The organism is Streptomyces sp. NPDC059080, from assembly GCF_042739975.1.
Lineage (GTDB): Bacteria > Actinomycetota > Actinomycetes > Streptomycetales > Streptomycetaceae > Streptomyces > Streptomyces benahoarensis.
Genome location: NZ_JBHYGX010000012.1, coordinates 1 through 21,155 on the forward strand (window position 1 = coordinate 1; position 21,155 = coordinate 21,155).

At 69.3% G+C, this 21,155-nt stretch carries 11 protein-coding genes and 2 pseudogenes; 10 read left to right on the forward strand and 3 right to left on the reverse strand.

Annotation, left to right across the window (positions count from 1 at the left end; translation table 11 throughout):
* Positions 1–181: 181 nt before the first annotated feature.
* The 7 genes from ACFWWQ_RS12510 to ACFWWQ_RS12540 all read left to right on the forward strand — a co-directional run bounded on the left by ACFWWQ_RS12510 (position 182) and on the right by ACFWWQ_RS12540 (position 13,784).
* Positions 182–802 carry a hypothetical protein gene (locus ACFWWQ_RS12510; protein WP_384594423.1) on the forward strand — a complete coding sequence of 207 codons (621 nt, stop codon included), beginning with the start codon at positions 182–184 and terminating at the stop codon, positions 800–802.
* Positions 799–1,440, forward strand: a complete 642-nt coding sequence (locus tag ACFWWQ_RS12515; protein ID WP_384594426.1) for a DNA-3-methyladenine glycosylase I — start codon at positions 799–801, stop codon at positions 1,438–1,440. The genes ACFWWQ_RS12510 and ACFWWQ_RS12515 overlap by 4 nt, the downstream gene beginning before the upstream one ends.
* Before the next feature lie 1,257 nt (positions 1,441–2,697).
* The gene (locus ACFWWQ_RS12520) at positions 2,698–2,958 is read left to right on the forward strand and encodes a hypothetical protein (RefSeq protein WP_384594429.1); all 261 of its coding nucleotides are present in this window, start codon (positions 2,698–2,700) and stop codon (positions 2,956–2,958) included.
* A 189-nt stretch (positions 2,959–3,147) separates the two neighbouring features.
* The gene (locus ACFWWQ_RS12525) at positions 3,148–4,359 is read left to right on the forward strand and encodes a hypothetical protein (RefSeq protein WP_384594432.1); all 1,212 of its coding nucleotides are present in this window, start codon (positions 3,148–3,150) and stop codon (positions 4,357–4,359) included.
* Positions 4,341–5,336, forward strand: a complete 996-nt coding sequence (locus ACFWWQ_RS12530) for a hypothetical protein (RefSeq protein WP_384594435.1) — start codon at positions 4,341–4,343, stop codon at positions 5,334–5,336. Before ACFWWQ_RS12525 ends, ACFWWQ_RS12530 begins: the two co-directional genes overlap by 19 nt.
* A 50-nt stretch (positions 5,337–5,386) precedes the next feature.
* Entirely contained in the window at positions 5,387–11,500 is a 6,114-nt protein-coding gene (locus ACFWWQ_RS12535) for a hypothetical protein (protein ID WP_384594438.1), read from the forward strand.
* A 775-nt stretch (positions 11,501–12,275) separates the two neighbouring features.
* On the forward strand, positions 12,276–13,784 hold the full coding sequence (locus ACFWWQ_RS12540) for an ATP-binding protein (protein WP_384594441.1): 1,509 nt from the start codon (positions 12,276–12,278) through the stop codon (positions 13,782–13,784).
* Positions 13,785–13,859: 75 nt separating this feature from the next.
* On the opposite strand, the gene ACFWWQ_RS12545 is transcribed toward ACFWWQ_RS12540, so the two are convergent.
* The 3 genes from ACFWWQ_RS12545 to ACFWWQ_RS12555 all read right to left on the reverse strand — a co-directional run bounded on the left by ACFWWQ_RS12545 (position 13,860) and on the right by ACFWWQ_RS12555 (position 20,106).
* Positions 13,860–17,759, reverse strand: a complete 3,900-nt coding sequence (locus tag ACFWWQ_RS12545; RefSeq protein ID WP_384594444.1) for a DEAD/DEAH box helicase — start codon at positions 17,757–17,759, stop codon at positions 13,860–13,862.
* A gap of 119 nt (positions 17,760–17,878) precedes the next feature.
* Entirely contained in the window at positions 17,879–19,561 is a 1,683-nt protein-coding gene (locus tag ACFWWQ_RS12550) for a CBS domain-containing protein (protein WP_384594447.1), read from the reverse strand.
* 113 nt (positions 19,562–19,674) lie between these two features.
* Positions 19,675–20,106, reverse strand: a complete 432-nt coding sequence (locus tag ACFWWQ_RS12555) for a hypothetical protein (RefSeq protein WP_384594450.1) — start codon at positions 20,104–20,106, stop codon at positions 19,675–19,677.
* Between ACFWWQ_RS12555 and ACFWWQ_RS12560 the strand changes: the two genes are divergently transcribed.
* The 3 genes and pseudogenes from ACFWWQ_RS12560 to ACFWWQ_RS12570 form a co-directional block, all read left to right on the forward strand.
* Positions 20,030–20,284 (forward strand): DUF2399 domain-containing protein, encoded by a 255-nt coding sequence (locus ACFWWQ_RS12560; protein WP_384594453.1) that lies wholly within the window; start codon positions 20,030–20,032, stop codon positions 20,282–20,284. The genes ACFWWQ_RS12555 and ACFWWQ_RS12560 overlap by 77 nt on opposite strands.
* A gap of 366 nt (positions 20,285–20,650) precedes the next feature.
* Positions 20,651–20,833 (forward strand): annotated as a pseudogene (locus tag ACFWWQ_RS12565) (hypothetical protein); the annotation flags it as partial.
* A pseudogene (locus ACFWWQ_RS12570) lies at positions 20,825–21,014 on the forward strand (XRE family transcriptional regulator); the annotation flags it as partial. The pseudogenes ACFWWQ_RS12565 and ACFWWQ_RS12570, both read left to right, overlap by 9 nt.
* Between the last annotated feature and the right edge of the window lie 141 nt (positions 21,015–21,155).

Genomic DNA, 21,155 nt, shown 5'->3' on the forward strand with positions numbered 1-21,155 from the left:
CGATCTCCCACAATCCGTCCGGAACAATCCAACTCCACGTACCCCGCCCCATACACAGACCAACGCCCGCCTCACCACATAGGACACGGTCTAAGGAAACCGGCGTCGGCGGACCTGGTGTCCGGCCGTCGCCGGCGCCTACTGCTTCGACGATGACGGCGAGCAGCAGCTCTTCCCGCACTTGCGTCACACCTGTGCTTCATGGCTCGTGCAGAAGGGCGTCTCGCTCTACGAGGTCCAACACCTCCTCGGCCACAAGAGCTTCCAGGGAGCGTCTGAGAGCGATCTTGCCCATAGCCGACGGCAACACCGTCGAGCTGCGCCGGTACCCGGCGGACGCCACCCACGGCCGGTAGACCGCGGCATCCCTCCCGGCAGACCCCGCCGGGTGGACGGCGGGGACGTGACGACACCCCTCAGCGCAATGTCCGAATACCGCCGGACCATCGGCTCGCGGGGGTGCACACTCGGCTTCGTCATGGACAGATTCACGGGGGACGCGGCCTATACGCTCATCGGGCGTGACGGCAGCCCCTACGTGAGCGCCACACCCGGCAGCCTGGGCGACCACCGGCCGGGAAAGCTGTACGGGCGGCTCGACTGCCCCTCCGCGTTGCGCCATCGCCCGTGGGCACTACGCACGCCATCGGGTCTTCTTCGCCGACGAAGTCACCGCCGTCGCTGCGGGGTACCGGCCGTGCGCGGTGTGCCTGCCCCGGCAGTACGCGCGATGGAAGGCCGGGGACGGCGCGTCGTGAGGGCGCCCGGTCGGGGTGCCCCAGGGAAGAGAGTGAGCGCGTGACCACCAGCACAACCGGCAGCGAGACGTCCACGGATCCGGCGGAGCGGGAAGCCGTCGTGGGGGAGGACGGGCTCGGACGGTGCCCGTGGGCCGTGACGCACCCCCTCAACAGGGAGTGTCACGACACCGAATGGGGGCTTCCGGTCCGTGGTGAACAGGCGCTGTTCGAGCGGATCATGCTCGAGGCATTCCAGCCTGGGCTGAGCTGGCTGACGATTCTCGCCAAGCGGCCGGCCTTCCGCGCGGCGTTCGCCGACTTCGCCCCGGAGGCCGTCGCGGCGTTCACCGACGAGGACGTCCAACGGCTCATGGGCGACGCCGGGATCGTCCGCAACCGCATGAAGATCGAGGCGGCACGCACCAACGCCCGGGCTGTCCTGGGGCTGCGCGAGCACGGTGGGCTCGACCGGCTGATCTGGTCCCACAAGCCCGGCAGCACCCCGGTGCCCCGCACGGTGTCCGAGGCGCCCACCCAGCCCCCCGGGTCGAAGGCCCTCGCCGCCGAACTGCGCTCGTACGGCTTCCGGTTCGTCGGCTCCACCACGAGCTACGCACTTATGGAGGCCATCGGGATGGTCGACACTCACCTGGTCGGATGCCACCGGCGCGGCTCGTCCGGCGAGCACGACACCCGCTGACCGAACGCGTCCGAGGTCCCGTTCCCAGCCCGCCCGGTAGGGCCCGCGGTGTTCCGCTCGGGGCGCTGCGGGGCACTGTGAGGCGGGCGGCACGTGGCGGGGTGCGGGCGACGCATGGGCAAGGCGAGTCGGCCCGCGGGGTCGCCGCCACCGGTGCTCACCGTTGCCGAGGTCGCACAGGGGCATCGCCCGCACGGCATCGGGCATCACCGCGGAGGAAGTCCCGCAGTGGACGGCACCACCAAGTACCCGCCCGCGCCGACCGGTACGCGGGCGAGCAACGCGCACACAGCATGAAGATCATTATCCACCCATGGAGTTCGGAACAACTGAGCACGAACTTCCGCTGTTCCGCGCCCCGCTGCCGCACGCACATTCCGGCGTACTCGCCCGGTCGAACCGCCGTCACCAGGAGCGCGAGTCGGAGGGCGAAATTCCGACTCCGTCGGAGCGGGCATCGTTTTGCGTCAGTTGTGTCACGGCCTCTCGCCGGTTGGCAAACACTGTGTGCGAAAACCCTCGATTGCCTTGAAATCCTATGGCTCGCATCTCATTATCGCGGTGACTCCCTTTTGGGGCCGGCGCATTGAGTCCCGTGCCCGGTGTGGGGGAGGGAGTCCGGGATCTGGGGGAGATCTGCTCATTGGCGCTCCACGCGCATTATCTGTCGGCGACGTGCCACGTGATCGCGACGGTCGAACCTGCGCGGAGTTCTCGTCAGCCACATGCCAGGCGGTGTAATTCCGTACGAGCCGGGTGACCCTCCGGCGACGCGGGAGGTACTTCGCGCGATCGCGAGGGTCGATGGCTGCGCCTACCCGTGGCCGTTCGACACGCGGCCTGGACATCCTCGTGAACAACGCCGGCGGCGGCTGCTCAGCTTTTTCTGATGTGCACGAAGTGGAGCACGCCGTGTGCCGGACCAATGCCCCTGACCTGCGGATCCGATCCGTGACGGAAAGGCGGGCGAGTGTCGCCACCGGTCTTCGCGGGGTCCGCGTAAGGCGGCCCTGAGGCTCATGTGACGTTCGCTCTGATCGGGCGTCAGCTTATACATGAGGCTGGCGTGCGGTCCGTGTGTCGAGTTGCACGGAGCGCGGCAATGGGCGCCCACATCAGGAACGTGACCGGCGGTCCGGTGTCGACGGGGGTGGTGGAGTGCGGCGGTACGAGCAGCCCATGCACCGGGCTGTGCCTGCTGCGTCCGAGTCGCGGGACGCGGATTTCGCTGGAGCAAGAGGGAGAGACTTGCGCGTCGTGGACCTGGTCAAGGGTGACTACGGCTGCCAGCGGGCGGCCGTTGCCGTACACGGGGTCTGCTCGTCAGGCCGCTACGGGATCGGCCTGTTGCGTGGCGCGACTGGCTCGCCCCTGGTGGTAGGAGCTTCGCTGCTGCGGCAGGTGGCGGCGCTGGTGTACCTCTCCGGCCTGGCCGTGTTCGTGGCGTTGACGCTGCGGCTCTACGGTATTCGTGAACGCGGTGGGCGGATTCGATCGTCGTGGGCCATCGCAAAGTGATGAAAGCGCCGCAGGAAACCCAAGGATGGGAATATCCTGCGGGAATGACCGCAGGTGGGCCGGGGCGACCTGTAGTGCGGCGGAGGTGCCATGGGTGGGGACCCGTATGTGTCAGCAAAAGGGGTCGGAGAACGCGAGCGGACGGGGGTGCCGGATCCGTACGGTGACCAGGCTCTCCTGACCTCTGCCATGACGGAGGGCTACGACGCCGTCCCCGGCCAGGAACGCAGTCGACTGCGGAGCTATCTCGAAGCGGTTGTCGCGGCCCGTCCGGCGCCGGTGCACACCACGGTCGCCTTCAATGCCGTCTACTTCGGGTATGACCTCGGCGGCGACGGCTACGGCGGAACCCCGCTGTGCCTGGACAACTTTCCCGTCATCAGCTTCGGTGAGTGCGCTCCCGTGCTCCCGGTCGGTGCCATGGTGTGTGTCGCCACCGGGTCGGACCCGCTCTACGCCGAAATCGTCTACCGGGAGGGCGCGCACCCGGAGGTGGGCGCGCTCGGTGACGTGCCGGCTTGGGTGTCGGGGGCGCCCGCGGGCGCCGAGGGCTCGGGCAGGCCGGGTGCAGACGCCGAACCACGGCGCAGGGAGCTGCTGGTCCCGGACCTCCACGCCTTCGGTCCGGCGCTGAGCCTGTCACCGGCCCAGCTTCATCGCTTACGCACGCGCGGGCGATGGATCAATATGGACGGGCATGTCGTCGTCGACGTCTGCTATCCGTCCTCGCAAGCAGCCCGGCGCGACGATCTGACGGCCTACGCGGACCATCTCCTGACGGCGGCCCGGGAGCAGCTTCTCAGCCCCCTCGTTCCTGTTTCCCTTGCTTCCCTGGTGGGCGGCACGCACGACGATCTGCGGGCGGGACTGCTCGGTCTCCTCGACGCGGTGCGAGGTGTCCTCAACTCCAGTGCCGTTTTGCGCACCTGGGGCCACTACGCCATGACCCGTACCTCCCTCGCGGACTGCTGGCGAGACACCGGACCGCTGGGCGGCGACGACCTCCGGTCTCTCGTGGCCGCGGTCGAGCGCGCAGCCACCCCGGCGAGGCGGCGACACGGCCTCATCACTCCGAGCACTGTGTACACAGCGGTGGGACCACGGCTCCGCGGTTTTCCCGGAGCGGCGGAGCGGCTCAGGGGAGCGGGGTATGCCGCTGAGGTGTGCCGGGCGAACGTGGCGCTCGCCGACGTGGTCCAAGGGGACAGCGACCATGGCCTGTTGGCAACGGCTCGCGGATCACGCTTGACGACGCCTTCGAGGGGGGAGGGGTGTGGCGGTCCCACCATCCTGGTGACGCAGAGAAACCCGGAGACCCCCTGGTCCCGGCCGGGCGCGGCTGGAACTCCACACTGCACGCACTGCCGGAGCCAGAAACGGAAGTGGAGCTGGAACCGGTAGATGCACCCCTCGCCGACGACGACGCCCTCGGCACCGGCGAACTCCTGCGAAGCGACGCGCAGGAGATCGTCTGGCGGGCTCCCCTGCGGCTGGCCCATCTCATCGGCGGCTGGTTTCCCCTGCACCCGTTCGTCGCGGAGGAGCTTTGCCGGTCCCACGACGCGCACCCCACGCTTCGCCTCGAACTCGACCATGCTGGTGAGACGCTGGGCGAGAAGGAGGCGGTGCAGAACGTCACGGCCGAACTCGGAGACGAATCAGGTCGGTTGACGGGAGTCGTCTGGCCCGGCGACTTCTTCCCCGGTTTGATGCTGGAGCTGCGCCGGCTCCGGGGTGGCACAGTGATCCGCCTCGCTACGACGCAGCTGAAGGAACGCGTGCAAGCTGGTGACCGTGAGACGGGGCACTGTTACGACCCTCGCGTGCTCACCAGGGAGGACGTGCCGGGCAGCAGCCGCCACGGTGACAGCGCGGTCGGGCTGGGCCCTCGGCAACTGATTATGCGCACCGTGCGCCGTTGCGGTCTGCTCACCCTGGACGGTCATGCCCTGATGGACCGGTCGGTCCTGCCGAGCGCGGTCTATGGGCGCCGACCCGCCCGGTCGCAGGCCGCCGCCCTGGACTCGGCCGTCGTGGAACTGCTCGCGGAACGCCTTTTGGAGCCAGCCCTCGGCAGCCGGGATGTCTGGGGGCAGCCGCACTTCCCGCCGCATGACGGACAGCGGACCATTCCCCTCATCGGCTACCGCCCCGCCAGGCCGAGGGTGATACGTCCGTGGGGCGGCGAACCGGGCGGTGAGGGGCTGCGCGGCGCTCAGTTCGTTGCAGGTCATCTGCGCCGCCTGCGGCCGGGATGTCTGCCCAGCGACGTTCAGCGTGCGGCCTTCCGGGAGTACTGCCGCAGGCTCGGCAAGGCGGACGGCTGGGAACTGCCGTACGGCTACACGTTCGTGACTGAGCACACGCGTGTCCGCTGACCTTTCACGACGTTCGCCTGTCCATGGCTCCGGTCCCCTCTCTTCTTCCCATGACCCGCAGGCTTCTCCATCCGCCACCCGCAGAAACGGAGTACGTATACATGCAGGACCGCTACCGCGTCGCCACAGGGCCGCCGTGGTCCCCGCCGAGCGTCTCGGCCGAGGACCTGGAAGATCTGGCCGCCGCGCTCAACGCCTTGGGATCCCCGGCCGCCGCCGCCCTGAACGATCTGACGGCGGACATGGTGGAACTCGCCTTCAACTCCCTGCGGCCCAAGCAGCGTCAGGAGTTGCTCACCAGTCTGGGCATCCGCATGTCGGCTCCTCGACGGGTGAGCAGTGCCCTGTGCCGGGACGTCCTCACCAGGCTGCGACGCGAGTCGCGGCAGCACACCTGCACATGCGGTGCCAAGGGACTCACGGTCACTGTGATGAAGCAGGTGGGCGACTTCGTCCTGGCGCACGACGGGGAGCCGGTTCCCGACCCTGTTGCCCGGTGGGGTGCCACGCTGGTCCGGGCCACCGTGTTCGCGTGGTGCAACGCCTCCGTGATTGACGCCCACATCCTTGCCTGGGCGGCGGACCAGGACTGGTTCGGCGCGACGGCCGACGACGAGGAGGCGGCCCGGCTCACCGCTGTCGCTGCCACGGCGCGGCCCCTCGTGGAGGCGTACCCCGATTTCGCCCTTGGAGCGGCGGAAGACGATGGGCTGGCGCTCGCGGAGGACGGTGAACCAGGGGGCGCTGCCATCGCCGACCGGCCGGGCACCGGCGTCCCCGCACCGGAGACCGCAGTAGCGGACCCCGGCATTTCGCATGAGGAGACCGCTACCGCGTCCGACAACACCGGGACCAAGGCGGGGACAGCTCCCGAGGAGGCATGTCGGCAGCTGGAGTCTGCCCTGGCGGGGGCCCGCCAAGCCGCGGAGAAGGTCACCGATGCGATCATGGACGGCCGCCCTCCGCAGGACGCGGACCTGGCTCCGCTCGCTGCGCTGAGCACTGTTTTCAACGACGTGGACGCGGTGTTCCGGGGCGCCGGGATCGAGGGGGTGCCTCGTCGTCTGGAGGACATGACGCGCGCCGCACGCGCACACCGGACAGCGCAGGAGCGTGACCTCCAGGCCCGCGAGCCGCTGCGGGAACTGCTGGATGTCGCCTGTCGCCCGGACAGCTCCGCCGCAGCCTCCGCTGCCGCTGAGGCCGTGCGCGGCGCGGCCCGCCGCCTGCTGGACGTGCCGGTGTGGGAGGAGCCGCAACGGGAGGAGAGCGCCGCGCTCGCCGCCCTGGCCCGGCTCATCAGGTTGGGACGACAGGCGGATGCCGCGACGGAGATCCTGGCACTGCAGACGCAGGTCGTACGGGTCCTGCCCACGTGCGCCATGGCGGTGCTCATCGCTCCCGAGCTGACGCTGGACCAGCCGGTGGACGGTGACCCGCACCCGGCCGGGACCGACGAGGCGCACGGCACCGCCGAGCCCGCCGACGCCGAGACGACCGCAGAACACGGAACCGCGCAGTCGGCCGCACCGACCGGGGCGATCGCGCCCCAGCCCGCCGCCGAGCCGGAAGCCACTACGACCGCCGAGCCGGTCCACGCCCCCGACGCAGACGCCGTGCCGGCCGCCGACAGCGACTCGGCGCCCCCCACGGCCGCTGACGCGCCTGTCCAGGCACCCGCCGCACCCACGCTTTCTCCCGTGCAGGACACGCCCGTCCGGGAAGCGGGCCCGGCGGCGGACGACGCCACCGATGAGGCCGCGGTCGAGGGGGTCCTGGCGCAGCTGGTCGTGGAGCGGCGCTTCGGACTCGCCCACCATGTGGCGAGGGCCGCCGGCCACTCCGAGCCCCAGGTGGCGGCGATCCGCCTGGCCGGTGCCGCTGCGCTGCTCACCTCCGGGGACAGCCAGAGTGCCCGGCTGACGGCGGACCTGCTCCAGGAGTACGGCGGATACGCGGGCCAGGACAGCGAGGGCAGCGAACTCCTCCTGCTCCCTGCCCTGCTGCGTACCGCGCTGATCACCGGCGACCACGCTGCAGGTGCTCAGCTCAAGGCACTGGTGCCCCGGCTCCCGGACCGGCTGGGGGAGGCAGCGACCGCCGTTGCCGACCGTGCCCTCAGCGGCGCTTTGTTGATCGCCTCGCCACTGGTCGCCGACGTCTCCGAGACGGAGGCCCGGCTGCGGGAGCTGCGCGAGCAGAGCCGTGTCCTGCTCGCGCCGCAGCGGCTGCGGTTCGCACGGGCGACGGAGATCGCCAAGCGCTGGCTCGCCCCCGACGACGGGATGCTCGGATCGCTGCTCACGACCGTCGCCGGTGACGACCGCCACGCGCTGCAGCAGGTGCGGGAGCAGGCCGATCGGCTGTCGAAACTGGCCGAGGTCAACAGCGAGATCGACCGCATGGACCGCAAGTACCGCTCGTCCAGCGGCAAGCCGCTTCAGGGCTCCGGGCGGCAGGACCTGGTGCATCTCGTGGAGCGGGCCGTCAGCCTGGTCAAGGAGTGGTGCCTGGCGGTCGACGGCACCCGTCGTGGCGACCGTTCCGACGGCAACCGGGCGGTCAAGGAGATCTCCTCTCTGCGGCAGTCCCTGCTGCGTGGCAGGGAAGCGGCGCTGGGCGAACTGGAGCGGTTGGCGCGGCGCCCGGACGCGCTCTCGGGCGCGATGGCCTGGGCGGCCCACGCCTCGATGGAGGAGCTGTTCGCTCTGCTGGCCGGCGACACCGGGACCACGCGTTCCGGCGGTCCTGTCGACCCAGCGCTCGTGCTGGACGCGGAGCTGCTGAAGGTGTGTGACACCCGTGACGAGCGGCCGTCGCCCGACGAACTGCTGACCGCGGTCCACCGGAGCTGGCAGGAGGCTCTGGACGAGCGCCTCTCCCGCGACGCGTTCACCGCGGTCCGTGACATCGTCGAGCTGGCCGGACGAGGGCTGCTGCCTGCCGCCGGGGCGGGGGAGTTCGTCCCGCCTGCGGAAGCCGAGATCGAGGACAGGGAGAACGCCCGGCGTGCGCAGCTGCGGAAGGCACACGACGCACTCGTCGCCGAGCTGCACCGTGCGCAGGCCGATGGCGCCGTGACCGAGGACCAGGACCTCGGCCTTCAGGAGTTGCTCGCCGACGCCCACAACAGCCTCGAAAGCGCCGACCGACACGACCTGCTGCACGTGCGGCGGGCGCTCGACACGGTACGGAGTGGCCTGCCGGCCTTCCGGGAGCAGGCGGCGGACCGGATCAGGGCTCGGCTCGACGCCCTGGACCCCTCCGTGGAGGAGCGGGCCCAGGTCCTACGGCGCCTGGAGACGAACGACCTGGCCACCGCTGCCGACCTCGTCTACTTCCTGGAGATCGGCGAACCGGTCCCGGAGATCGAGGGCGGTGAGTCCCATCTGACCGAGTTCTTCCTGGCCGTGCCCGACGGCCTGCCTGGAGGGATTGACCATGAGCTCGTTGAGCTGGTCCGGTCCGGTGGCAAGCATCCGATGGTCCCCGTCCTGGACTACGGCGGCCTCTCCACCGAGGAGGCGGCGCTGGCGGCCGACGCGCTCGACGAGTGGCGCGTGCTTGCCGCCACCGAACGGAAGGACCGGCTCCAGGTGGCTCCGACGCGACAGGTGCCGCCTCTCCTCAAGCTCCTCGGCTACGACGCCAAGAGCGCCAGGCCGCTCGACGACCGATCCCAGCACCGGCGGGAATACCGTCTCTTCGAAGCGACCGGTGTGGAGATCAACGGCAGGGCGAAGGCGCCCGCGTTCGGTTCGCAGATCAAGGAGCAGGGCCGCAACCTGCGGGTGATGATGGTCTGGGGCAGGCCGCCCGCCAAGGTCGTCATGAGCTGGGCGGAGCGGGACACCAGCGGAGCGAGCCTTCTCGTCGTCTACTTCGGCACGCTGAGCCGTGAGGCCCGAGTCGAACTCGCCGTCGGCTCCGACCGGTTGCAGCCGCTGCTCGTGGTGGATGATGCGGCCCTCGCCTATCTCGCGGCCCGTGGCAACCGCCAGGTCAGCGCCGCCACGCAGACCTTGCTGCCCTTCTCCGGCGTCAACCCGTACATCAGGGAGAAGCGCGGCCGGATCGGCGGCGAGATGTTCTACGGCCGCGACGCCGAACGCAAGAGCATCCTCGACCCGCGCGGCACCCAGGTCATCTACGGCGGCCGGGGCCTGGGCAAGTCGGCGCTGCTCGCCGACGCCGGGGAACTGTTCACGGAGCAGCGCCTCGACTATCACCAGACGGTGTACGTCAACCTCGATCATGAGAACATCGGCAAGGGCAGCTCGCGCGGGCCGGAGGCGCTGTGGAGCGTCCTGCTGAGGGAGCTGACCGTGGCGCAGGTACTCGATGACCGGCCGCAGGGGCGCGGAAAACGACAGGAGACTTCCGAGCGGGTACGCGCCGGCATCCGGACCTGGCTGGACGGGGACTCCCGTCGCCGACTGCTGATCCTGCTCGACGAGTGCGACCAGTTCTTCGAGGCCGACGCCCCGCGGTTCGACCAGACCAAGAAGCTCAAGGGTCTCGGGTCAGACACCAAGGACGCGGCGAAGGTCGTCTTCGCAGGACTTCACTCTGTGCAGCGCTTCTCAAAGCTCGCGAGCAACGGGCCATTCGGCCACCTCGCTCAGACTCCGAAGGTGATCGGCCCGCTGGCTCCCCAGTCGGCTGCGGAACTGCTGGTCGAGCCGATGCGGGCGCTCGGGTTCGAGTTCAAGGACCTGGATCTCGTCAACCGTGTGCTCGGATACTGTTCGTACCAGCCGTTCCTGCTGCAGATGTTCGGGCATCGGCTGGTCGAGCTGATGCACCGCAAGCGGACGCGGCGCGGCGCCGGGGAACCCCCTTACGAGGTGGAGGTGACCGACATCGAGGTCGTGGAGTCGGACGCCGCGCTCCGGGACGGCATCTCGGCAGCCTTCAAGGACACGCTGAGCCTCGACCACCGCTACGACGTGATCGCCAATGTGCTGGCATACCACGCCCGCCATCACGGCCTGGAGGTGCGGCTGAGCGACACCGAGTTGCGCGAGGAGTGCGAGACGTACTGGCGCAAGGGGTTCGAACAGCTCGACACCGAGGGTTTCCGTGCCTACCTCTCCGAGATGGTGGGTCTCGGTATCCTCGCGCCCAACCACGACGGACTGGGCTGGCACCTGCGTGGTCCCAACGCCCTGCGCATGATCGGTACCTCCCACGAGGTGGAGGCACGTCTGCTCAGGGCCGAACAGGACTGTGAACTGCAGGAGAGCATCGTGCAGGAGGGCCGCCCCGAGCTCCCCGACGGGCGGCCGGCTTCGCTGACCAACACCCAGCTCGACGACCTCCTGGGCGAGCGGTCCAACCGGACCCGAGTCGTCCTCGGCAGCACCGCCACCGGAGTCACAGACGTCGCCCGGACCTTGCGTACGATCGCCGGACCGATCGACGGCTGGACGCTGCCAGCCGTGGGCAAGCCCAGCGTCTACAAACAGGAACTCACCGGCGGGCGCCCCCGAGAACGACGGGTCGTCATCAGCGACTTCGTCAACTACCGGGAGCCGGTCCGGCCCGATACCTGCCGCGAAGCCGTTGGCCTGGCCGAGACGCTGTTGCCCGCTACTCCGGGGGTCACCCGCGCCGTCGTCCTCGTCATCGACCCCGCTCAGCTCGCCCTGTGGCGCTCCCTGCTGACAGGAACCGAATCCACCTCGGCCGCACCGGTGGTGCTGCGCAGGCATGACCACCGCAGCCTGCGCGGCTGGGCCCAGCGCATCAACATGTTCCACACGGAGGACCGCCTGGACCGTCTCCACGAACTGACCGGCGGCTGGCCGCTCCTGGTGGACCGAGCCCACCGCCTGCACGAGGAATTGCGCGACCCCGACGAGGTGTTGCGTCGCCTGGCCGACCTCCGCGCGGACCGGGCCAAGGCCCGCGCATTCGCCGAGGCGACCGGCGTGTACGCGGATCCGCTGCTGGCCGCCGGATACCGGGCCCTCGATGACGAGTTCAGGGACGGCCTCTTCGACCTGGAAGGCGCGGTGACCGCCGTCGCGCTCAAGATCGATGACGAGGACGAGGCACGGTGGATCGTCAACTGCCTCGACGCACTCCAGATCTTTGACCGCGAGGGCACCCAGCTGCGCCTGGAACTGGTGCTCCGGGAGTGTGTGGCGCTCAACGGGTGACAGAGCCGCACGTGAATCGTGACCGGCATGGCCGTGGCGATCGCGGGCGCGCCGGTCGCGGTTCAGTAGTGGGCGGAGGACCTGTTGCGCCGACGAGAGCAGGGCGTGTCCAGACGAGGCCAGGAACCCTGGTGGACGGCGCGACCTCCTCCGTGCTGCTCGTGGCTGAACAGACTGCGGCAACCAGATCATCCCGAGGTATCCGGCCTCGCTCGCCTGCGAGGCCGGGTGGCCTGACACCACCCCGGCACTGTCCGCCGTGACGCTCGTTTGACGCTCTGGGCCCCTTCAAGCTGCATATCAAGCCGAGAATGCGCCTCTGACCTGGCCTTTTCTGTGGCTTGCGCAGGCCGACACCTTCCCGATGACCCACCACGTCGAGTGCGTGGCGATCCTGGAGAAGGCGGGCAAGGGGGCCTGACCTGCGGTTTTGTAGTGGCGCAGATAGGTCTCGACCTGTTTCGGGGGATCCAACAGGTCGAGGCCGCTGATGTCGCTTCACCTGCGGTGTTGTGCTGGAGTGACGGGTGGGGCGGTATGAGGAAGCTCAGTTCTCGCGATTCTTGACGCTCGTGATCTGCCGGTGTGGCCGACCGGTGGTAAGTGCCGTGGGGCCGCGAAGGTGGCCTCGTAACCGCTGAACGAAACCCCGGCGGTTGCAGTTACCCAGGGTGTTTTACCAAACGTAGATCTCCATCGCTAAGAGAGCCAGCCTGGACGGATTCTGTCGAAGTAGACTTAGACGGAATTGCGTGGTTGAGGTGGGAGGCTGCCGGTGGCCGAGAGTACGCTTGCCAAGCCCGAGGACGTGGTCGACCGCGATCGTGAGTGGGATCTGCTCACCGAGTTCGTCATCGACCCGGATCCTGCGATGCGCCTGGGGATCGTGTCCGGGCGCAGGCGGCACGGGAAGTCGTATCTGCTTCAGGCGCTGTCGGAGCGGGTCGGTGGTCTGTATGTCACCGCGGTGCGGGAGGAGGGGCGGCTACCGGCGATTCAACGGTTCAGCGACGCTATCGCGGCCCATGCGGGTTTGAGCCCCGGAACGTTGCGGTTGGCCGACTGGCGTGAGGTGCTGTCCAACGCCCTTGATGTCACGGCTCGTTCGCGGACCCCGCTGCTGGTCGTCGATGAACTGCCGTATCTCCTCCAGCACTCGCCCGAGATTCCGGGGCTGCTTCAGCAGCTTTACGACGAGCGCCAGCGTGGCACCGGCACTGGTTCAGGACCCGGGCCTCGGGTGATCCTCTGCGGGTCCGCGATGAGCGTCATGCATGAACTGCTCTCCGGGACCAAGCCGTTGCGCGGTCGTGCGGTGATCGACCTGCGGCTGGGGGCTTTCGACTACCGGGCTGCGCGTGACTTCTGGAAGATCGAGGACCCGCTGACGGCTTTGCAGGTTCACGCCGTCCTTGGCGGCGCCCCGGGGTATCGGCCGGTGGCGGCCCGACCACATCCGAATGACGGCTTCGTCCCCTGGCTGGCCCGCACGCTCCTGGACCCGGGCAGGGCGGTCTACTCACGCATGGAGACGGAGTATCTGCTGCGCGAGGATCCGCGCATCACTCAGCACACTCTGTACTACGACATCCTCACCGCGATCGCCCGTGGAGCCTCCACGCCCACGAAGGTCGGTGCGGCGCTGGAGCGGCAGCGCAATGCCGTCACGCATCCGTTGGACGTGCTGGAGTCCACCGGTTACGTCCATCGTGAGCAGGACATCCTGCGCCCCCGCCACCCGGTCATCACGTTGGCCGACCCCGTTATCCGCTTCAATCAGCTCGTTACTCTGCCTCAAGCCGCCATCGTCGAGCAGGGCTTCGCGGAACAGGCATGGCAGGCCGCCACGCCGACCTTCAACTCCAAGATCCTTGGCCCCCACTTCGAGGACCTGGCCCGCACTTTCACCCGCCGCTACGCCCACACCGCCCTCCCGGGCGGCCTGCCGGGCCCGGTCGGCACCACCGAGGTCGCCGACCCGGCGGCACGCACCAAGCACGAGGTCGATGTCCTCGCCTTGGCGCTGGGGGAGCGTCCGCAGGCTCCTCGCGCCCGAATTGCCCTCATCGGCGAGGCCAAGGCCACCGCAGCCCGCCGCGGCACCGGCGATCTGCAACGCCTGGAGCGAATCCGCGACCTGCTCGCCGACCAGGGGTACGACACCGACGGCACCACACTGGCCCTTTTCTCTCTGCATGGCTTCTACCCGGACCTGATCGAGTGTGCGGCCCGACGTGAGGATCTGCTCCTGGTCGATCTGGCGGCTCTCTACGGGGTCGGGTGATCACCGCCCCGCCGCCGCATCGGACGAAGATGGCCGTCGGTGTGCTGCCGGCGGGGCCGGCGGCGGGTAGCCGTGTCAGTCCTTGCACCATCGATGGATCTGGTCATGCGCGGCCAGGTCTCCGAAGTAGCGGTGCAATGACCAGGCGTCGTAGTCGCCGATGACGATGAGCCGGCGGCGTGCGCGGGTGACCGCCACGTTGAGGAGGTTGGGGCTCTTGGCCGCCCAGATACGCGAGCCCGCCTGTCCGGATCCGGTGCCGAGGACCAGGAGCACGATGTCCGCTTCCTTGCCCTGTGTGGTGTGTACCGTTCCGTAGCGTTTCGAATCGAGCCGCTTTCCTGCGACCCTGCCGATCCCGTGGACGACGTCCCGGAACGGGCTGATGACGAAGACCGATTCGCTCAGCCGACGCTTCAGCTCCTGGGCGAAGTCATCCCGCATCGTGCCGTCCACCGTTCCCTGCGCGCCGGGCGTTCCCTCGATGTTCAGGCGCTCCCTGCTGATCGCCTCCGCGATGCGGTCGCTGATCAGCTCGAGAGACTGCTCGAGAGCCTTGCCTTCGCCGGGGTTCCACTTGTCCTCGCCCGGAAGCGAGGAGACGTCCATCCAGACGCTCCGCTGGGCCAGCGGGAAGTCGTCCTGGTTCCGTGAGACTCCGTAGACCATCATCCCGTCGTAGGCGATCTTGTTGCTGACGTCGAACATCAGGCGGTCGCAACGGCGGTGCACGCGCAGCGGGGAGCCGAGCCAGACATGCTCGCCGCGGTCGTTCCGCAACCAGGTGCCGTAGGCGTTGAGCCGGTCGGCCAGAGTCTGGACCGAGGCCGCGCCAGGGGCCCAGCGGCGGTCCACCGAGAAGTGCGCCGCGAGTCGCCGCTGGCCGGTCCACGGAAGAGGGACCACCGGCTCGAGCTGGAGGGGGTCACCGACGACCACAGCGCGACGCGATCTCCACAGGGCACCGGTCACCTCATGCGGCGCGGCCTGACCTGCTTCGTCGACGAACAGCCAGCCGAGGGCCTCGTTGCCCAGCTGGTCGAACATCCTCCCCATCGAGGCGAACGTCGTCGACACCACGGGGACGACCAGGAACAGCATCTGCCAGGCCGCGAGCACCGTGGTGGTGGGAAGGGCCGCAGGCGCCTGGCCCTTGACCACGTCCATGACGGCCTGCAGGTTCTTGCGCATCAACTCGGGGGCGTTGGCCAGCATGGCGCGGTGGAGATCCAGGGCGGCGAGGAAGAGGTCGGCTCGGGCCCCGGCGAATTCGGCGTCCATCCAGGGGGCGGACAGCTCCCGGATCTCCATCGCCGCCCGGTCGTCGGCATCCGCTTGCCACTCCTCGCCCGGGAACGAGGCGCCCCACCGCGCCCGCGTGGCGGACAGCCACTGTTGTTCCGCTTCCCTCTCGCGTCGTCTGTGCTGCACCTGCTGCCCGGCCTCGACGGCTTTCGCCGTCTGCTGTTCGCCTGCCTGCGCGCACACCGTGAGTCTCGTCCGTCCACGCTCGACGGCGAGCAGCGCCTCGTCCAGCCGGGCCTGGGACGTGCGGAGCTCGGCGAGCCGCGCGACCCGTACCGACTCCAGGCCGGCGAGCCGGGCGTCCGCAGCTTCGACTGCTGCCCGGAACGGAGCGTTCGCGCTCTCCCAGCGGCGTGCGGCCTCCCGTGCGAACATCCGCTTGAGACGACCGGGCCTGGCCGCCTCATGGGTGTGGAGCACCGCCTCGGTCTCACTGACACTTTCCTCACCCTGCCGGACCCCGGCCTCCGCCCGGTCCAACTGGTGCCGGGCAGTGGACAGTTCGGCCTCACGGCGGGCGTACTCGTCCCGGCTGCGGGCGAGAGCGGCCTCCGCCCGGCACTGCTCCTCCCGGAGGAGCAGCAGCGTGTCATGGGTATCGGACTCCTGGGCCAGCAGCTGGTCCAGGAGAGCGTCCGGCCCCGCCGCGCGTGCGGCGAGATCGCGGATCTGCTGCCGCTCCGCCGCCATCTCCCGGACCCGACTGCGGGCCTTCTTGAAGCGCTGGACCGCCTCTCCCCAGGTCTCCCGGCCGAGCGGGGGTTCTTCCTCTTCGGCAGCACTGGAACCCTCGGTGTCTGTACGCTTCCGCCCGGAGGCTGTTACGTGCTCGCCCTGCAGCTGCAGCATCTTCTGCAGTCCCAGCGCAGGCTCCGCGTCCGGAGTCTTCGCCCGGGGATGTGCGGACTTCTTTGCCGGTTCGCCCCACCAGAAGCGCTCGACGAACTGGGAGCGGTTGCTCCGACGTCCGAGACAAGCGGCAATAGCGCCCCAGGCGTCGTCGTCGAGGAGCACGCCTGCCGGGCCGGAGAGGTAGTCCGCGCTCTCCCGCCACGCGTCGCCCACCGCCCGTGCGCCGGGGATCTCCAGGGTGACGTTCTCCACGGCTCCGTTGTTGGAGGAAGCGATGACCATCTCGAAGCCGGTGAGTTCGGGGATCAGCGGATGGATGGTCCGCGGGTATTTCCCGGCCGTTTCCTCGGTGCGCCAGGACAACGGCTTACGGCTGAAGGCGAGCTCCGGGCGGGAGAGGTCCGCCAGCCGTTCGGCCCGCCGCACGACGAGAGCCGCGATCAGGTCGCGCAGCATGGTGGTCTTGCCCGTTCCCGGCGGGCCGTTGACGGCGTAGATCCCGCGTCCGTCGTCGGCGCCGAGAGTCTCGATGACGCGGTTGACCGCGAACTGCTGGCTGAGCACGAGGGGCTTGTCGTCATCCGCAGGCCACCGGCCCAGGGGCATGCTGGAGGGCTGAACATGGTTCAGGACGGTCTCCGGCATGAGGCGTACATCGTGGCGCGGCGAGGTGTCCAGGTCTGTCTCGGCGCGGAGGTAGTCCAGCAGTGCGGTGCCGGCCTGCCCCGCCTCCAAGGCGTCGGCGACCCGGTCGAGATCGTCCGCGTAGAAGCTGTTGAGGAAGACATCGCCGACCGCTTCGTCGGCGTTCCTGGCCGAGACCTGGACACTCTTGACCCGGATCGCGTTCGGCGTCAGCGCATCGGCGATGCTGAGCTGTTCGGCCACCCAGCGAGTGACAGCGGCCAGGTCGTACACATCGAGAACCTTCGTGCCGACCTGGGCCGGGGGCTCCTCCGGCGCGGAACCCGGTTCCGTGTCCGGCGCGCTCTGCCCAGCCGATTCGCCTGCTTCGCCCTCTTCCGTGCCTTCCTCGTCGCTGCTCTCCGGCTCCTCGGCGGGTGGCGTCGTACGGCCCGTGTTCCGGTCGGTGAGCCTCGCGGCCGCAGAGTCGATCAGCGCACCGCCGACCTCCTCGATCACCTTGCCGGTGATGGCTCCCGCAACAGGTCCGAGCGCGGTACCGGCTGCGGCTGCCGCAGCCCCCAGCCCGCCCTTCGCCGCGCTGACGGCGAGCCGCGACATGAGCCCCGCGACCGGTCCGAGTTCCGAGGCAGGCGGCTCCTGGCCGGGCGACGGCCGACGCTCGACGCCGATCTTCCCGTCCCCGAGCTCCAGCAGGCGCTCCAGCAGTCCCGTGCTCTGCTCGTCGAAGCCGGACAGCCACCGGTCGTCGTGCGGCCCGGGAGTCAGGGTCCGCCCCACTGCCCAAGCGCAGGAGGACAGCGTCACACTGCCCTTGATCAGATGGCCATCCTCGTCCACGGTGAAGCACAGCACGGCGCTGTCGCCGCTGATCCGGCCATCGAAGTCCTGCTCCGCGTCCGGAGCCCGGAACGCTTCCAGCAGGACGTCCCGCACCTTGCCGATCGGGAAGATCCCCGCGTACACGGTGTGCTGCCAGACGCGATTCCGGCCGGACGGTGTCCGGCTGACCTCGGAGCCGGGTTCCCAGGGCAGGGGGCGGGACGGCCCCACCGCGAACATGCGCTTCCGGGGGTTCACGGGGTCCACCTTCGGCGGGGTGAAGTACTCCACCGCCCGCCAGAAACGCAGGATCCGCGCCTGCCGCTGCTGCTCCGCCTCCGACCTGTTCACGCCCCCACTGCCTCTCTGCCTCGTCGGTCTGTCAGCACAGCAATAGGACGTGTGCTCGTGCAAATGTGCTCGGGGAGCCGGGCACGGCCTCCCGCATGCCCGGTCCGCGCGAAAGGTGATCAGCTCTGCGGGTCCATGGACCGCAGCAGCTCGAGCAGCCCCTGTACGGGGAGCAGCTGATCGTCGGTGACGGGATCAGGGCTGAAGTGCATCAGATCGTTGCGCAGGACACGGCACTCCTCGAGCGCCGTCAGAAAGTGCTGCTGGTCGACACGCCATTCCAGGGCGGCCCAGTTCTCGCGGGCCCGCAACAGGTGTCCGTACGCCCCGAAGGTGAGGTCGGCGGCGGAGTGCACCCGCTCCGGTCGCTCGCGGACGACTTTCCTGATGCGGTCGAGCGGGATCCGCCGGTCGACGACGCGGCGCAGCCGCTGCTCGATCTCCTCCACCAGGACGAAGGGGCGTACGCGAGTGCCGAACTGGACCGTCAGGTCGGCGGCGGTGATCAGCCCGCAGACCTTGTGGTCGTGATCCCGGACGACGACGTGTCCGGACTGCTCGATGACTCCGATCCAGTCGAGCAGATCGTCCGAGCCGTCCGCTTCCTGCCCCCGGACTGTTGCAGCCTGCAGTCCGGCGGCCGGGTCGGCCAGCCGGGCCCGTCCGATCGACTCCCAGCTCACGATGCCGCGCAGCCGGCCGTCCGGGTCGAGGACCGGCAGCTGGCTGTATCCGTGCAGCAGCATGAGCGTCATGGCGGTCTCGACACCGTCTCCGATACGGACCGACTCGGGCATGCGGTTCGCGGAGTCGAGGTTGCTCACCCGGTACGCGACGTTCGGCTGCTCGGGTTCCTCGGCCGGTCTGAGGAGCTCGGCAGCACGTTTGATGATGTGTGTGACGGCCGGACCGGCGACGCTCGTCAGGGTGCCGAGGGAGAGCCGGGAGACGGCGCTCGTGCCCGACTCGTCCGGCTCGGCGCCTCCCGCCAGCACGGTGATCCGGCTGTCCAGCGTGCCCTCGGTGAAGGGCGGCACCGTGATCAGGCCCCGCTCCTCCAGCTCGTCCTTGATGTACTCCGTCGCCGCCGGATGGCGGCGCTGTACGCCCCAGACGGCGAGGAAATCCCGGACGGACAAGGTGAGCGGATCATCCTCGTCACGCCGGTGCACTTCCTCGAACAACTTCGTCGGCCCGGTGAGGGTGGCGGCGAACTCGTCGGCGTCCGGCCGTCCGGGGTCGGGCTTCCCCTCGGCCAGTGCCGCCACGCGCTCCGCGGCGCCGAACCGGCTGAGTTCGAAGACGGTGAGGAGAGAGCCCATACTGTCCAGCAGGTCGGACTGGATCGTCTGCCTGTCGATGTCCGTGACGAGCCACTCCGCACGCCGGACGTGCCGCATGCCGTCGGGGGAATCCGCCCGGTGCTCGTAGCTCCCCGTCACCCTGCCGACCGCCACCTGCAGGGATTTGAGCGGCAGGACGATGAGGTCGCCGGGCTGGATCTCGTGGACAAAGCGGAAGAGCTGGCCGGTCCAGTTGCCGATCGTGTAGGCGCCCTCGTCGGGATAAGCAGCGGCAACCAGAGCCCTGATGTCGTCCCGTGTCCGTGCCTCGGCGAGGTCTCCCAGACCAAGCCACCCTGCCAGGAGCATGCCGTTCTCCAGGGCGACTGTCTCCCGCTGACCGTACTCCCCCGCGCGTACCACCCAGGCCCGCATTCGTCCGTCCCCCTGCTCGCGCTGTTCGGTCATGTGACGTGATCTTATGAGCTGTGCGCCCAACAGGACTGCGAATATGGTCACTTGGGGATCGTTCTGAGCAACAACCGTGTGATGGAGCACTCGTTCAGTGTCAAGCCTCATCTGCGGGCCGCTGATCGGACCGCTCCAGGCAGTCGTCAGCGCTGTTCGAGGGGTCAGGGTGCGTTCTCCTGGCCCGGCTGCGGTGCCTGATCCGGGCTGACGCGGAGCCCGTCGAGGATGAGGGCCAGATACCGGCGCCACCTGTCCGAGGGCTGTTCGCCGGGCAGCGCCAGGACGGCCTCGAGCGTGGTGGCGATCGGTGCGAGGTCGCTTTCGGTGACGTCGTCGCGCAACGTGCCCTGGGCGCGAGCCTGTCGCATCAGGTGCGTGCAGCGCTGTGCGATCTCCTGTCGCGCTGGGGCGAGGTCGGTGCCCTCGACGGTGTGCCGGTGCATCAGTCCCCGCAGGCCCCGATTGCCGGCGGCCCGGGCCTGCGCCCGTTCGAGGAAGCGAGCCAGGGCGGAGAAAGTGTCCGCCTCGTCCCGGGCCGTGCGGGCCATCGCCGCGTGCGTCCTGGACAAGGCACCCGCCCGGCCCTGGCGCATGTCGGCAGCGGACTACCGCGCCGCCGTCGCCCGCACTTCTGGAGGCCGTCCGCCCGGCCGTCTCACCGAAGCGCCGTGGGATGCGGAGTTGGCTGGCGTGATGGCCGAGTATGGCACCGCTGTGGTGGAAGAACTGGTCGCTGATGTCCTTCTTGAGGGCCTCGCCGAGATCGTTTGACGCCCCACACGCGGCGCGTTCAGCGGTCGTGACGCTCGTCTGACGCTCCGGTCTCTTGGGGCCAGGGAAGTTGAGCTGGAAAACCCTGTGTGACCTGGGGTTTCTCCTGGGGCGGCTGGGCGCGATCACTTCCCGATGACGCATCACGTGGAGTGCGTGGCGATCCTGGAGAAGGCGGGGAAGGGTGCCTGACCTGCGGTTTTGCGGGTGGGCATGAGGTGCGGTGTGGGCGTTACGGGCGATATCCTGACGCTGAAATGACGCTCGTTCTGATGGGGCGTCAGGCTTTCTGCGTTGCTGGTCAGAGGGCTGGCTGACGGCGTGGATGTGGCAGGCGCTGGGAGTTTCGGGGGCTGAGCGATGGCCCTGGGGAAGCTGCGTGAGCGGCCCAGGGGTGAGGGCTGGCGGCCCGGCGAGCCGTGGCGGGCGCTGCCCCGTTTGACCTGGCGGCCGGACATCTGCGCGGCGGTCATCTCCCGCACCCGGATCAACCTGCACCGCAAGATCGTCAAGCACGCGGCGTTCACCGGGCAGTACCCGGTCGCGATGCCGCCGCATCACGCCGCCCGCCTCTTCGAGGCCCAGGAACAGGACGCCAGCGACGACCGCCTGAGGGAGATCGCTGCCGAAGCGCTCAAGGAGGTGTACTTCGCAGGACGGCGGCCGCCGTGCCGGGAGCCTGGAGGAGGTCCGCTTCACGGACGTCGAACACCTGGAGTTCGATCTCTAGTGCCCCTCCCGGCAAGCTTTGCCCCGAACAGCCCGCGAGCGAGCCCGGACCAGTTGGTCCGGGCGGGGGGCCGGTATACCGGGGGGGGGGATGTGTATGGCGGCCTTTGGTTGGATAAGAAGGCCCTGGCCGGCCGGCTCC